This window comes from Massilia forsythiae, from assembly GCF_012849555.1.
Classification (GTDB): domain Bacteria; phylum Pseudomonadota; class Gammaproteobacteria; order Burkholderiales; family Burkholderiaceae_D; genus Telluria; species Telluria forsythiae.
Genome location: NZ_CP051685.1, coordinates 4,600,993 through 4,615,209 on the forward strand (window position 1 = coordinate 4,600,993; position 14,217 = coordinate 4,615,209).

Genomic DNA, 14,217 nt, shown 5'->3' on the forward strand with positions numbered 1-14,217 from the left:
ATGATCAATAACCTGCAAGAAGTAAATTTGCTCGGCTTCGATGTCTTCGGCACGGTCGTCGACTGGCGCAGCGGCGTCGCGCGCGCCGCCGAGCCCATCCTGCGCCGCCACGGCATCGCGCTCGATCCGCTCGCCTTCGCCGACGAATGGCGCGCGTTGTACCAGCCGTCGATGCAGCAGGTGCGCGCGGGCGCACGGCCGTGGGTCAAGCTGGACGTGCTCAACCGCGAAAGCCTGGAGACGGTGCTGGCGCGCCACGGTGCGGACATCAAAGCCATGCCGGACGCCGAACTGGCCGAGCTGAACCGCGCTTGGGAGCGCCTGGATGCCTGGCCCGATGCGGTGGCCGGCTTGACGCGCCTGAAGCGGTACTAGGCCATCGCGCCGATCTCCAACGGCCACATCGCCGGCATGCTGAACCTGGCGCGCTTCGCCGGCCTGCCGTGGGATGCGATCCTCGGCGCCGAGATCGCCGCCGACTACAAGCCGCAGCCGCAGGTCTACCTGAAGTCGGTGGCCGCCGCCGGGCTGGCGCCGCCGCAAGCCGCGATGGTCGCGGCGCACAACGCGGACCTGCACGCGGCGCGCGCGGTCGGCCTGCGCACGGTGTTCGTGGCCCGCCCGCGCGAACACGGGCCGGGCCAGACCAGCGACCTGCAGGCGGATGCGCAGTGGGATGTGGTGGCGGACGACCTGGAGGCGCTGGCGGATATCCTCGGCTGCGCCTGACGCCGCTGCCGGGCGCCGCGCGGCGCTGTCATGACCACAGCCGCCGCAGCAGTGAGGGCAGCGGTTCGCAGAGGCGGAATGCTAGTGTTCCAGCCCGTCCAGCTTGCCGAAGCAGCGCCGCTGAAAACTGCTCAAGCCATCGCTGACCAGCGCATCGTTCTCGCCCAACACATGGGCGTCGACCAGCATGCGCAGCTTGGCGATGCGGTCGCCCTGCGCCAGCGCCTGCGCCAGGTGCGCGGCGCCGGGCTGGCCGGCGGCGGCGATGGCCTCGGCCACGTCGCGCGGAAAATCCCAGTGCAGCGCGATCGCCGCCGACAGTTGGCGGGACGCGTCCAGCAGCGCCGGTACGAAGGCCGGTGCGAAGCCGGGCGCGCCGGGAAGAAGGCCCTCGCTGCGCAGCTGGCCGGCCAGGCGCAGCCCGATCACCAGTCCCAGGTTCTGCATCAGGCCGGCCAGGTAGCACTCGAACACGCCGGTCGACAGGCCCGGCGCCATCAGGCTGGCGGCGAGCGCGCATTTCACCGACTGGTCCCAGACGCGCGGGATGGCGTGGCGCACGAAGCGGTCGGCCGGCATGTTGATCACGGGGCGGAAGGCGATGCGCGCCAGCAGCATGCGCAGGCCGTTCTCGCCCAGCATCACGATCGCCGCCTCGGCATTCTTGACCGGGGTGATCGGCCGGTAGTAGGCGCTGTTGGCTTCGCGGATCACCTCGGCCACCAGCACCACGTCCTGCGCTACCTGGCGCGCCAGGTCGGCGGTGGAAGCGCCTTCGTCGGCCAGGCTGTGCAGCAGCTGCGGCACCACCTCGGGAACGCGCGGCACCAGGCCGGCGGCGCCGGCGGGGTCGCGCGCCAGCGCGTGCAGGCGTTCCAGCAGGACCGCGCCGTCGCCGCCGCCGGTATCCGGCTCGCCCGACGCGGTCAGCCAGCGGTACCAGGCCAGGTCGACGCCGGTGTCAGCCGGGGCTGCCGCCGCCGTGTCCGCGACGGGCGCCGGCGCCGTGCTCGCCGGCGCGCCGCCGTCCGTACCCCCGATGAGCCGATTGAGCCACTTCTTCATTTGCCACCCGCATCCGTGCCGCCGAAACAGCGGCCATTGTAGCGCGCCGCGGGTCCCGATCGATCACGATGGTGAGTGATTCGCGCACCGGACCCGAAAGCGGCGTCCAGGACGATCCGCTGCGGATGGCCGGCTGCTACCATTCCGGCGCCGGCCCCGTGGCGATCCGCGTCCGCCCGGCTTCACCGATGAATGGATGCCCATGAAACTGCGTCTCGTCCCGCTGCCGCGCCTGTCGGCTGTCCTGTCGACCGGCCTTCCGGCCATCTTCCTGGCCGGCGCCGCCCTGGCCGCCTTGCCGGCCCACGCCGGGCGCGCGCTGTACGACTTCAATCCCGGCTGGAAGCTGATGGTGGGCGACCCGCCCGACGCGGCGCGCGCCGGCTTCGACGACGGCGCCTGGAAAGCGGTGACGCTGCCGCGCGCCTGGAACGAGGACGACGCCTTCGCCAAGGACATCGCCGACCACTCGACGGGCGTGGCCTGGTACCGCAAGCACTTCGCGCTGCCCGGACGCGAACCGGGGCAGAAGGTGTTCCTGGAATTCGAAGGCGCGCGCCAGGCCGCCGAGGTGTACGTCAACGGCAAGCGCGTCGGCCTGCACGAGAACGGCATCAATGCCTTCGGCTTCGAGATTTCCGGCGCCCTGGTCGAGGGCGACAACGTGGTGGCGGTGCGCACCGACAACCGCTGGGACTACCGCGAGCAGGCGACCGGCCAGCGCTACCAGTGGGCCGACAAGAATTTCAACGCCAACTACGGCGGCCTGCCCAAGAACGTGCGCCTGCACGTGACCGATCCGCTGCACCAGACCCTGCCGCTGTATGCGTCGCTGGGCACGGTCGGCGTCTACGTGTATGCGCGCGACTTCGACGTGCGCGGAAAGAGCGCCACCGTCTGGGCCGAGTCCGAGGTGCGCAACGACAGCGCGCAGGCGCGCACCTTCGCCTACGAGGTCGAGCTGCGCGACAAGGACGGCAAGGCGGTGGCGCGCTTCGCCGCGCCCGCGCAGACGCTGGCCGCCGGCGCCACCGCCGTGGTCAAGGCGGGCGCGCCGGTGCAGGGCCTGGAATTCTGGAGCTGGGGCTACGGCTACCTCTACGACGTGGTCACCACGCTCAGGGTGGACGGACGCGCGGTGGACAGCGTGAGCACGCGCACGGGTTTCCGCAAGACCGCCTTCGGCAACGGCACGATCGCGCTGAACGACCGCGTGATCCAGGTGCACGGCTATGCCCAGCGCACCTCGAACGAATGGCCGGCGCTGGGCATGTCGGTGCCGGCCTGGCTGAGCGACTACGGCAACGGCGTGGCGCTGGAGGGCAACGCCAACCTGTTCCGCTGGATGCACATCGCGCCGTGGAAGCAGGAGGTCGAATCGTTCGACCGCATCGGCCTGATGCAGGCGATGCCGGCCGGCGACTCCGAGGCCGACGTGACGGGACGCCGCTGGGAGCAGCGCATCGAAGCGATGCGCGACGCCATCGTCTACAACCGCAACAGCCCGAGCATCGTGTTCTACGAGAGCGGCAACAAGGGCGTCAGCGCGGCCCACATGCGCGAGATGAAGGCGCTGCGCGACCGCTACGACCCGTACGGCGGGCGCGCCGCCGGCAGCCGCGAGATGCTGAGCAGCGAACTGCAGCAGGTGTCCGAATACGGCGGCGAGATGCTATACGTGAACAAGAGCGCGCGCATGCCGGTGTGGGCGATGGAATATGCGCGCGACGAGGCGGCCCGCAAGTTCTGGGACGACCTGACGCCGCCGTTCCACAAGGACGGCGACGGCCCGCTGTACAAGAACCAGAGCGCGGCCGTCTACAACCGCAACGCGGACAGCTTCGCGCTGGAAGACGTGGCGCGCTGGTACGACTACTGGCGCGAGCGGCCCGGCACCGGCACGCGCGTGTCCAGCGGCGGCGTCAACATCATCTTCTCGGACAGTAACACCCACCACCGCGGCGCCGAGAATTTCCGGCGCAGCGGCGAGGTCGACGCCATGCGCATCCCGAAGGACGGCTATTTCGCGCACCAGGTGATGTGGGACGGCTGGGTCGACGTCGAGAAGCCGCGCGCCCACATCGTCGGCCACTGGAACTACGCGCCGGGCACGGCCAAGCCGGTGCACGTGATCTCCAGCGCCGACAGCGTGCGCCTGACCCTGAACGGCAGGGAAGTGGGAAAGGCGCGCCAGAGCCAGCGCTTCCTGTTCACCTTCGACGCCGTGCCGTGGCGCGAAGGCGAACTCAAGGCGGTCGGCTACGATCGCGCCGGCCGCCCCGTCTGCGAGGCGGTGCTGGCCACGGCCGGCAAGCCGGCGGCGTTGCGCCTGACCCGCATTGCCGCCCCGCACGCGCTGCGCGCCGACGGCGCCGACGTCGCCCTGCTGCAGGTGGAAGTGGTGGACGCGCGCGGGCGCCGCAACCCGGTGGCGCTGGACAGCGTCGCCTTCGACCTGCAGGGGCCGGCCGAGTGGCGCGGCGGCATCGCCCAGGGACCGCACAACCACATCCTCGACCGCACGCTGCCGGTGGAAGGCGGCGTCAACCGGGTGCTGGTGCGCAGCACCACGCAGGCCGGCCGCATCGTGGTGCGCGCCCGCGCGCATGGCCTGGCGCCGGCCGAACTGGCCTTCGAGTCGGCGCCGGTGGCGGTGAGCGGCGGCCTGGCCCGGCCGGCGCCGCCGCCGCCGCTGCGCCTCGATCGCGGCCCGACCCCGGCCACGCCGTCGTTCGCCGTGTCGCGCGTGGCGGTGCCGGTGGCCGGTGTCGAAGCGGCCAGCAACGCCGGCGAGGCGGGCCGCTCGTTCGACGACGACGAGACCACGCGCTGGACCAGCACGCCGGGGCAGGGCGCCGCCATCACGTATCGGCTGGCGCGCCCGGCCCGGCTGAGCGAGGTGGTACTCAAGCTGACCGGCTGGCGCGAGCGCAGCTATCCGCTGGTGGTGTCGGTCGACGGCGAGGAAGTGTATCGCGGCGCAACGCCGAAGAGCCTGGGCTACGTGACGCTGCCGCTCAAGCCGCGCATGGGCGGCGCGGTGCGCATCGCGCTGGATACCGATGCCGCCGCCAAGCAGGATGGCGGCGAGGAATTCAAACTGACCGAGGTGGCCAACCAGGCCAATGTCGATAGCGGGGCGCAGCAGGCGGGCAAGGGGACGCTGTCGATCGTCGAGGCCGAGTTCTACGAGCAGCCCTGAAGCGTAGAAAGGTGGATGCATTCCATGCCGCCGCGCTGTAGCAAGGCGGCGGTTGCAACCGCCTGCCGGGTCTGCGGCCCGAGTATGGCGAGTGATACGACGCCGCCTTCGTCATCGATCCGGGTAGCGACCGGATCGACGCGGTGCTTACCGACGTGCTGACGGCATTACACATTGATATTCATTACTAGTTTCTAGAACCTTCGATACCCCGACCGACATGGACAATGCGCCGGCTTCGCTGGATTTCTCGCAGGGCGCCTACGCGTACACCGCGACGGCGCGCTACGGCCTGTACGGGAATGGCGATTTCCTGAGTGTCGTCCTGGGGGGCGATGCCCTGGTCATCACCTTCACCGGCGCCAACGTCGATGCGATCGGCGGCAATTTCTACAACACCGGCTTCGATGAAGAATTCCAGGCGCTGGCGATCACCATCGCCCTGAGCGACGGCACCAGCACCACCTTCGCGCCGACGTCGATCGCCGACAGCTACCGCGGCTTCACCAGCGACGTCGCCATCCGCTCGCTGACGATCTCGAACGGTATCTTCTCCAGCTTCGTCACCGTCGACAACCTGACGGTCGGCACGGCCCTGGCCGGGCCGGGCGCCGACGTGCCCGAGCCGGCCAGCCTGGCGCTGATGGGCGCCGGCCTGGCCGGGCTGGCGCTGCTGCGCCGGCGCCGCACGCCAGCTTCGTCGGCCTTCTAGGCCTCCTATGCTATCCCGTCCGGCTGCTTTGCTTATCAGCCGCGGCGAATTTGAAACCGAGGATTCATTGGTTCTGCGGGCAAAACCCCGGTGCTAATCTGGCCCCGGCCGTGCGCACCAGCGCCGGCCGTCCACGCCGGAGAGCCAATGACGCAGCACCCGAAACAGCACCCGAAGCAGATCCGCCTCAACGCCTTCAACATGAACTGCGTCGGGCACATCCACCACGGATTGTGGAAGCACCCGCGCGACAATTCGGTCGACTACCACAAGCCGGCATACTGGACCGAACTGGCGCAGCTGCTGGAGCGCGGCCTGTTCGATGCCGTGTTCCTGGCCGATATCGTCGGCGTCTACGACGTGCTCGGCGGCGGCATCGAGGTCACGGCGCGCGAAGCGGTCCAGCTGCCGGTGAACGACCCGACCTACGTGGTGCCGATCATGGCGCAGGCCACGCGCCATCTCGGCTTCGGCGTCACCGCCAATCTCACCTACGAACACCCGTACCTGTTCGCGCGCCGCATGGCGACGCTGGATCACCTGACGTCCGGCCGGGTCGGCTGGAACATCGTCACCGGCTACCTGGACAGCGCCGCGCGCGCGGTCGGCCTGAAGCAGCAGTTCGACCACGACGACCGCTACGACCGCGGCGACGATTTCCTCGACGCCTTTTATAAGCTGCTGGAAGGCAGCTGGGAGGACGGCGCCGTGCTGGCCGACCGCGAACGCGGCGTGTACGCCGATCCGGCGCGCATCCACCGCGTCTGGCACGAGGGGCCGTACTACAAGGTCGACGGCGTCTACAACCTGACCGCGCCGTCGCCGCAGCGCACGCCGGTGCTGTTCCAGGCCGGCGCCTCGCAGCGCGGCAACCGGTTCGCCGCGCGCCACGCCGAATGTGTATTCACCGGCGCGCCCGACCGCGCCGGGCTGGCGCGCATCGTCGCCAACATCCGCGCGCTGGCGGTGGAGGCGGGCCGGCGCGCCGACGACGTCAAGGTGTTTTCCAGCCTGTCCGTGATCGTCGACCGCAGCGCCGCCGCCGCCCGCGACAAGTACGAGGACTACCGCCGCTATGCCAGCGCCGAGGGCGCGCTGGCGCACATGGTCAGCGGCACCGGCGTCGACCTGGAACGCTTCGGCCTGGACGAGGAAATCACCGACGCCAAGCTGGAAGCGCTGTACCCGGACCGCCTGCGCCGCGTGGGAGAAGCGCGCGCCGGCCGCTTCCCGCCGGGGACCACGCGCCGCCAGCTGCTGGCCGCGCGTCCGTTCGGTTCGCAGCAACAGCCGCTCGTCGGCACGCCGTCGCAAGTGGCGGACGAGATCGCCCGGCTGGTCGAGGAGACCGGCGTGGACGGTTTCAACCTGACCCGCACCGTGGCGCCGGAAAGCTACCGCGACTTCATCGAGCTGGTGATCCCGGAATTGCAGCAGCGCGGTCTGTACAAGACCGCCTACGAAGAAGGCACGCTGCGCGAAAAACTGTTCGGCGCCGGCCAGGCGCACCTGCCGGCGCGCCACCACGGCGCCAGCCATCGCAGCTGGCAACGGAGCGCGGCATGAACGCGCCTCGGCACGACGGCGGCGAGGGGTCCGGCGCCTGGCGCGAGCGCGGCCTGGGCGGACGGCCCGGCGCCAACGATGCGCCGCCGCTGCTGCAGGTGCGCGGCCTGGAGGTGTACTACCCGGACGGCGCGGCCGTGCACGGCTTCGACCTCGACGTGCACGCCGACGAGGTGGTGGCGCTGGTGGGCGAATCCGGCTGCGGCAAGTCGACCGTGGCGGCCGCCATCGCCGGCCTGCTGCCGGCGCGCGCGCGGGCGCAGGGCACGATCCGCTTCGAGGGCCGCGAATTGCTGGGCGCGCCGGACGCCGTGCTGCGCGATCTGCGCGGCAGCCGCATCGGCATGGTCTTCCAGGAGCCGATGACTTCCTTGAATCCGGTCCTGACGATCGGCGTGCAGATCGGCGAGGTGCTGCGGCGCCACTGGAAGCTGTCCGCGGCGGCGGCGCGCGCCCGCGCCATCGAACTGCTCGACCTGGTCGGCCTGCCCGAGCCGCAGCGGCGCATCGACGATCATCCGCATCACCTGTCCGGCGGCCAGCGCCAGCGCGTGATGATCGCCATCGCCGTCGCCTGCGAACCGCGCCTGCTGGTGGCGGACGAACCGACCACGGCGCTCGACGCCACCATCCAGGCGCAGGTGCTGGAACTGCTGGACGGCCTGCGCCGCCGCCTCGGCATGGGGCTGCTATTGATCACGCACGACCTGGCGGTGGTCGGGAAGTGGGCCGACCGCGTCGCCGTCATGCGCGGCGGCGCCAAGGTCGAGGAGGGCACGCGCGAGCGCTTGTTCTTCGCCCCGCAGCACCCGTACAGCCGCGGCCTGCTGGCGGCCTCGCTGCACGTCGGCGCCGGTTGCCACCACGGCACCGTGCGCCTGACCGAGATCGGCGGCGCGGACGAGGGCATCGAGACCACGCCACGGCAGCCGCATGCGGCGCCACCGGCGATCCGGGGCGCGGCCGGAGCGGATGCCGGCGCCGTTGCGGCGAACGCCTCGCAAGCGTCCGCTGCCGGACCGGTGCTGGCGGTACATAACCTGGTCGCGCAGTACTCGTCGCGCTACGGCACCATCTCGGCGGTCAAGGACGTGTCCTTCGAGATCGCCCGCGGCGAGACGCTCGGCCTGGTGGGCGAATCCGGCTGCGGCAAATCGACCCTGAGCAAGACCATCGTCGGCCTCAATCCGGCCGTAGGCGGCCAGGTGATCCTGGACGGCACCGACATCGCGCCGCTGCGCGGGCGTGCCCTGCGGCCGCACCGCAGCAAGGTGCAGGTGGTGTTCCAGGATCCGTACGCTGCGCTCGACCCGCGCCAGCGCATCGGCGATGCGCTGGACGAGGTACTGGCCGTGCAGCGCGTGCGCGACCGCGGCGAACGGCGCCGGCGGGTGGCGGCCATGCTCGACGCGGTCGGCTTGCCGGCGAGCGCCGCGCGCCGCTATCCGCACGAGTTTTCCGGCGGCCAGCGCCAGCGCATCGGCATCGCACGCGCCCTGATCCTGCGGCCGAAACTGCTGATCTGCGACGAGCCGGTGTCGGCGCTGGACGTGTCGGTGCGCGCGCAGATCCTCAACCTGTTCGTCGACCTGAAGCGCGAGTTCGGCCTGTCCTACCTGTTCATCTCGCATGACCTGGCGGTGATCGACTACATGGCCGACCGGGTGATGGTGATGCAGAAGGGCGAGGCCGTGGAGACCATCGCGCGCGAGCGGCTGTTCACGGACGCCGCGCATCCGTACACCCGTTCGCTGATCGCCGCCGCGCCGCGCTGGCCGGAATCATCAACGCCGGCCCAGGCGCCCGCGCCAATGCCGGCGCCGCTCGCCCGCTTCGCCTGAGAGGACCGCATGGGCCCCTACATCCGCCGCCGCCTGCTGCAATTCATCCCGATCGCCTTCAGCATCTGCGTGCTGAACTTCCTGCTGATCCAGCTCGCCCCCGGCGACCTGGCCGAGATCGTCGCCGGCGAAACCGGGCAGGGCGACGCCGGCGCCGACAATGCCGCCTACGTGGCCGAGCTGCGCAAGTCGTTCGGGCTGGACCAGCCGGCCTGGATGCGCCTGCTCGCCTACCTGGGCCGGCTGGCGCGCTTCGATCTCGGCTATTCGCACCGCTTCGGCGCGCCGGTGGCGGAGCTGGTCGGCGCACGCATCGGCGCCAGCGCGCTGCTCGGCCTGTCCAGCCTGGCCATCGCGGTAGTGGGCGGCGTGCTGCTCGGCGTGCTGTGCGCGCGCCGCCGCAACGGCCGCCTCGACCGCCTGGTGTCGGCGCTGATGGCGCTGTGCTATTCGGTGCCGGTGTTCTGGCTGGCGCTGATGCTGGTGGTCGCCTTTGCCGTCAAGCTGCAGTGGTTCCCGGTCGGCGGCATGCAGGAAGTCGGCATCGAGGCGCAGGGGCGCTGGGCGCAGGTGCGCGACGTGTTGTGGCACCTGGTGCTGCCGGTGGCGACCTTGTCCGTGTATTCGCTGGCGGTGTACGCCCGCTTCACGCGCGCCTCGATGCTGGATGCGCTGCAGGAAGACTATGTGCGCACCGCGCGCGCCAAGGGCTTGTCGGAAGCGGCGGTGCTGCTGCGCCATGCGCTGCGCAATGCCGTGCTGCCGGTGCTGACCCTGGTCGGCGCCCACTTCGGCGAACTGCTGGCCGGCAGCATCGTGGTCGAGACCGTGTTTTCCTGGCCCGGCCTGGGCAAGCTGACCTACGACGCCGTGCTGGGCCGCGACACCAGCCTGCTGCTGTCGATCCTGTTCCTCAGTTCCATGCTGGTGCTGGCCACCAGCCTGGCGCTCGACATCCTGACGGCGCGGCTCGATCCGCGCATCGACCTGCAACGCTGAAGCCATGACGACGAATCCACGACGAATCCACGACGATGAGCATACCGCAACCGATCCCGGCGTCCGTTTCCGCGGCCGCCTCCCTGTCCGATTCCGCGCCGGCGCCGGCGACGCCGCCGTCCCCGGCGCGCCAGACGGCCGCCTTCCCGGCGCAGGCGCGGCTGGCCCTGGCGGCGCTGCTGCTGGTGCTGCTGGCCGCCGTATGCGCGCCGCTGCTGTACCCGGGCGACCCGCTCGACATGACGCTGCCGCCCTACCTGTGGCCGGGCCAGGACTGGCGCCACCCGCTGGGCTCCGACCTGATGGGGCGCGACCTCGGCGCCGGCCTGGCGCACGGCGCGCGCGTGTCGCTGCTGGTGGGCGCCGCCGCCGCGGCCTTGAGCTTGTCGATCGGCGTGGCGGTCGGCACGCTGGCCGGCTGGCATGGCGGCTGGATCGACAACGCCCTGATGCGCGTGACCGACTTCTTCCAGATCGTGCCGCGCTTCCTGCTGGCGATCGTGCTGGTGGCGGCGCTGGAGCCGTCGCTATGGGTGGTGGTGCTGGCGCTCGGCGTGACGTCCTGGACCCACACCGCGCGCGTGGTGCGCGCCGAGGTGCTGGGCCTGCGCAACCGCGAGTACGTCCAGGCCGGCATCGCCGCCGGCATGGGCCAGGCGCGCATCGTGCTGCGCCACGTGCTGCCGAACGCGTTGACGCCGATCCTGGTCAGCACCTCGATCGTGGTGGCCGGCTGCATCCTGTCCGAGTCGGCCCTGGCCTTCCTCGGGCTGGGCGACCCCAACCTGCCCAGCTGGGGCGCGATGATCGCATCGAGCCGCGAGGCGATCCAGAGCGGCTGGTACATGATCGCCATCCCCGGCGCCGCCGTGACGCTGACCGTGTGGTCGCTCAACGTGCTGGGCGACGCCCTCAACCAATACTTCAACCCCAAGCTGAGAGACCGAGCATGACACCACCCATCACCGCCATCGGCCCGGGCAGGGCGCACCTGATCCGCGACGACGAAGAGGCATTGGCCGTCGCCGCCGCGCTGGCCGCGGAGTTCGCGCCCGGCGCCGCGCAGCGCGACCGCGAACGCCGCCTGCCGCTGGCGGAACTGCGCCGCATCCGCCAGAGCGGCCTGTGGGGCATCACCGTGCCGCGCGAATACGGCGGGGCCGGCGTGTCGTACGCGACGCTGGCGCGCGTGATCGCGCTGCTGGCCGCGGCCGACGGTTCGATCGGCCAGATCCCGCAGAACCATTATTTCATTATCGAGATCATCCGCCACGAGGGCAGCGAGCAGCAGAAGCGCTTCTTCTTCGAGCGCGTGCTGGCCGGCGACCACTTCGGCAACGCGCTGGTGGAGCCGGACGTGCGCAGGCCGGAAGACCGCAAGGTCAGCCTGACCCGCGACGCGGGCGGCGAAGGCTGGCGCGTCAGCGTGCGCAAGTTCTACTCGACCGGCGCGCTGTTCGCCGAGTGGGTGCCGGTGGCGGTCGGCGACGCCGACAGGAAGCACTGGCTGGCGATCTATCCGCGCGACGCCGAGGGCTTGAGCGTGATCGACGACTGGGCCGCCTTCGGCCAGCGCACCACGGCCAGCGGCAGCGTGCTGGTGGACGACGCGTACCTGGCGCCGCACCTGCTGGTGCCGCACACGCTGAATGCCGACCATGTGAAACCGGTGGCGCCGATCGGCCAGGTACTGCACGCGGCGATCGACACCGGCATCGCGCGCGCCGCCTTCGAGGCGACGATCGCCTTCATCCGCGCGCGCAATCCGCTGCCGCCGGATGCGCCGCCCGGCACGCCGTGGGAAGAGGACCAATTGAGCATCCGCGAGGTGGGCGAGCTGGCCGTGGCGCTGCATGGCGCCGAGGCGCTGCTGGAGCGTGCCGGCCTGGCCATCGACCGTGCCTGGCAAACGGCTGCCGCGCACGACTGGACGCGCGCGGCGGTGGCGGTGTCGGAAGCGCGCGCCGCCTCCACCCACGCGGCGCTGCTGATCACGAATAAACTGTTCGAACTGGCCGGTACGCGCTCGACCGCGCCGGAACACGGCCTGGACCGCCTGTGGCGCGACGCGCGCACGCACACGCTGCACGATCCGGTGCGCTGGCGCCTGTTCGACGTCGGCAACTACTACCTGAACGGCAAGGCGCCGCTGCGCCGGCCGAAGTATCTGGAGCAGCCGCAGGCGGCGTCCGCGCATCCGGTGCCGGCACCGGCGCCCGATGCGCAGGCCGTACCGGCGCAGGCAACGACCGCGCCGGCGCCGGTGCGCGCCGCGGCGGCGCTGTGAGGAGGGCGCATATGCAGCGAACCGGCATCAATCCCGTTTTCGATTCCCTGTCCGATCCGGCGCGCCGGCGCCTGCTGCGCCTGGCCGGCGCCGCGCTCGCCGGCGGCGCGCTGCCGCGACTGGCGCACGGGACGGCAGCCGCGCCTGCGCCTGCCGCGCCTGCGCCGGCCAAGGCCGCGCCGTCCGCCGCCACGCCCGAACGCGGCGGCACGCTGGTGGCGCTGGCCTTTCCGGAACCGTCCACGCTCGCCTTCCACGTCAACGGTTCCAACCCGAACCTGCTGGTCACCTCGAAGATCTACGACCGCCTGTTCGTCAACGGCAACGACGGCAAGCTGGTGCCGCGCCTGGCGCTGTCGGCCGAGGAATCGAAGGACGGGCTGGCCTGGACCATCCGGCTGCGCCGCGGCGTGACTTGGCACGACGGCCACCCGTTCGGCGCGGACGACGTCAAGTACTCGATCGAGACCATGTGGCCGCGTTCGATGAACAGCAGCTTCACCGCCGTCATCGAACGGGTGACGGCGCCGGACCCGCTGACGGTGGTGGTGCGCCTGAAGGAACCCTGGCCGGTGCTGGTCAACTACCTGGGCAGCAACAGCGGCGTGATCATGCCGCGCCACCTGTACGAGGGCACCGACCTGGTCACCAACCCGTGCAACAACCGGCCGGTCGGCACCGGGCCGTTCGTGTTCAAGGAATGGCAGCGCGGCAGCCACATCGTCCTGGAACGCAACCCGAACTATTATCTCCCTGGCTTGCCGCACCTGGACCGCATCGTCTGGAAGGTGGTCAACGATTCCGCCAGCCGCGCGGCGATGCTGGAAACCGGCGCCGCCCACTACGCGGCGCGCAACCCGGTCACCTTCAGCGACGCCGCGCGCCTGCGCCAGCTGCCCGGCCTGGCGCTCGACACCGCCCAGTACGAGCCCAGCACCTACTGGCTCGAATTCAACCTGCGCGACCCGCTGCTCGGCAAGCCGGCGGTGCGCCAGGCCATCGCCCACGCCATCGACCGCGCCGCGCTGGTGCGCACCGTGTGGGGCGGCTACGGCGCCGCGCTCGATGCGCCGGTGCCGTCCGGCCTGCCGCAGTACGTGGTGAAGGACGCCGCGCGCTATCCGTTCGACCCGCGGCGCGCCGAGCAATTGCTGGATGCGGCCGGGCTGCCGCGCAAGGCCGGCGGCTGGCGCTTCCGCCTGGTGCACGACTTCATTCCCTTCGGCGACGACTACCGCCGCACCGGCGAGTTCGTGCGCCAGGCGCTGCGCCGCGTCGGCATTGATTGCGTGCTGGGCGGCAAGGACTTGTCGACCTGGACGCGCGACGTGTTCACCGGGCGCCAGTTCCAGATGATCAGTTCCTGGGGCAGCTGGATGCCCGATCCCCAGAGCAGCTTCGACATCCGCTACGGCAAGCGCGGCGACCGCGTCGGCGTCCCTTGGAGCAAGGTGTCCGGCTACAGCAACGCCGAGATCGACCGTCTGCTCGACCAGACCCGTTCCGGCGTCGATCGCGCCGCGCGCGCCGTCAACTACCAACGCGTGCAGCGCATCGTGCAGGCCGACCTGCCGGTGCTGCAATTGCTGGAAGTGCGCTTCTTTTCGGTGGTCGGCAGGCGCGTGCACAACATCGACGAGTTTCCTTACCAGACCCGCAATAATTTCGCGAATGTGTGGCTGAGCAAGGCATAGGTCTGCCGTTCGCCAAGCCGCGTCCATGGCGCGGCTGTCACTTCGCGTCTTTTTATCATGACAACCATCTGTTGCGATTCGTTCCCTGAATGATCGGAAGTACTTTATTTCTGTTTGCTAAT

9 protein-coding genes and 1 pseudogene are annotated in these 14,217 nt (G+C 70.7%); 9 read left to right on the forward strand and 1 reads right to left on the reverse strand.

Translation table 11 applies throughout. The features are described 5' to 3' along the window. Window positions 1–729 (forward strand): annotated as a pseudogene (locus HH212_RS19440) (haloacid dehalogenase type II). 81 nt (window positions 730–810) lie between these two features. Here HH212_RS19440 and HH212_RS19445 read toward each other — a convergent pair. Beyond that, window positions 811–1,794, reverse strand: coding sequence for an HDOD domain-containing protein (locus HH212_RS19445; RefSeq protein ID WP_170204014.1), 984 nt, complete (start codon window positions 1,792–1,794; stop codon window positions 811–813). A 202-nt stretch (window positions 1,795–1,996) separates the two neighbouring features. Between HH212_RS19445 and HH212_RS19450 the strand changes: the two genes are divergently transcribed. The 8 genes from HH212_RS19450 to HH212_RS19485 all read left to right on the forward strand — a co-directional run bounded on the left by HH212_RS19450 (window position 1,997) and on the right by HH212_RS19485 (window position 14,095). After that, complete coding sequence (locus HH212_RS19450) at window positions 1,997–4,996, forward strand: glycoside hydrolase family 2 protein (RefSeq protein ID WP_170204015.1); 3,000 nt, start codon at window positions 1,997–1,999, stop codon at window positions 4,994–4,996. 220 nt (window positions 4,997–5,216) lie between these two features. Continuing rightward, window positions 5,217–5,708, forward strand: coding sequence for a PEP-CTERM sorting domain-containing protein (locus HH212_RS19455; RefSeq protein ID WP_170204016.1), 492 nt, complete (start codon window positions 5,217–5,219; stop codon window positions 5,706–5,708). A gap of 147 nt (window positions 5,709–5,855) precedes the next feature. Beyond that, complete coding sequence (locus tag HH212_RS19460) at window positions 5,856–7,274, forward strand: LLM class flavin-dependent oxidoreductase (RefSeq protein ID WP_229217363.1); 1,419 nt, start codon at window positions 5,856–5,858, stop codon at window positions 7,272–7,274. Beyond that, complete coding sequence (locus HH212_RS19465) at window positions 7,271–9,115, forward strand: ABC transporter ATP-binding protein (RefSeq protein WP_170204017.1); 1,845 nt, start codon at window positions 7,271–7,273, stop codon at window positions 9,113–9,115. The genes HH212_RS19460 and HH212_RS19465 overlap by 4 nt, the downstream gene beginning before the upstream one ends. A gap of 9 nt (window positions 9,116–9,124) precedes the next feature. Next, entirely contained in the window at window positions 9,125–10,114 is a 990-nt protein-coding gene (locus HH212_RS19470; RefSeq protein WP_170204018.1) for an ABC transporter permease, read from the forward strand. 35 nt (window positions 10,115–10,149) lie between these two features. Then, window positions 10,150–11,067 carry an ABC transporter permease gene (locus tag HH212_RS19475; protein ID WP_170204019.1) on the forward strand — a complete coding sequence of 306 codons (918 nt, stop codon included), beginning with the start codon at window positions 10,150–10,152 and terminating at the stop codon, window positions 11,065–11,067. Then, entirely contained in the window at window positions 11,064–12,401 is a 1,338-nt protein-coding gene (locus tag HH212_RS19480) for an SfnB family sulfur acquisition oxidoreductase (RefSeq protein ID WP_170204020.1), read from the forward strand. The genes HH212_RS19475 and HH212_RS19480 overlap by 4 nt, the downstream gene beginning before the upstream one ends. 11 nt (window positions 12,402–12,412) lie before the next feature. After that, window positions 12,413–14,095, forward strand: coding sequence for an ABC transporter substrate-binding protein (locus HH212_RS19485; protein ID WP_170204021.1), 1,683 nt, complete (start codon window positions 12,413–12,415; stop codon window positions 14,093–14,095). The last annotated feature ends 122 nt before the right edge of the window (window positions 14,096–14,217 follow it).

Coding starts and splice junctions, on each gene's coding strand:
- HH212_RS19445 (WP_170204014.1), bottom strand. CDS start 1,794: ATGAAGAAGTGGCTCAATCGGCTCATCGGGGGTACGGACGGCGGCGCG.
- HH212_RS19450 (WP_170204015.1), top strand. CDS start 1,997: ATGAAACTGCGTCTCGTCCCGCTGCCGCGCCTGTCGGCTGTCCTGTCG.
- HH212_RS19455 (WP_170204016.1), top strand. CDS start 5,217: ATGGACAATGCGCCGGCTTCGCTGGATTTCTCGCAGGGCGCCTACGCG.
- HH212_RS19460 (WP_229217363.1), top strand. CDS start 5,856: ATGACGCAGCACCCGAAACAGCACCCGAAGCAGATCCGCCTCAACGCC.
- HH212_RS19465 (WP_170204017.1), top strand. CDS start 7,271: ATGAACGCGCCTCGGCACGACGGCGGCGAGGGGTCCGGCGCCTGGCGC.
- HH212_RS19470 (WP_170204018.1), top strand. CDS start 9,125: ATGGGCCCCTACATCCGCCGCCGCCTGCTGCAATTCATCCCGATCGCC.
- HH212_RS19475 (WP_170204019.1), top strand. CDS start 10,150: ATGAGCATACCGCAACCGATCCCGGCGTCCGTTTCCGCGGCCGCCTCC.
- HH212_RS19480 (WP_170204020.1), top strand. CDS start 11,064: ATGACACCACCCATCACCGCCATCGGCCCGGGCAGGGCGCACCTGATC.
- HH212_RS19485 (WP_170204021.1), top strand. CDS start 12,413: ATGCAGCGAACCGGCATCAATCCCGTTTTCGATTCCCTGTCCGATCCG.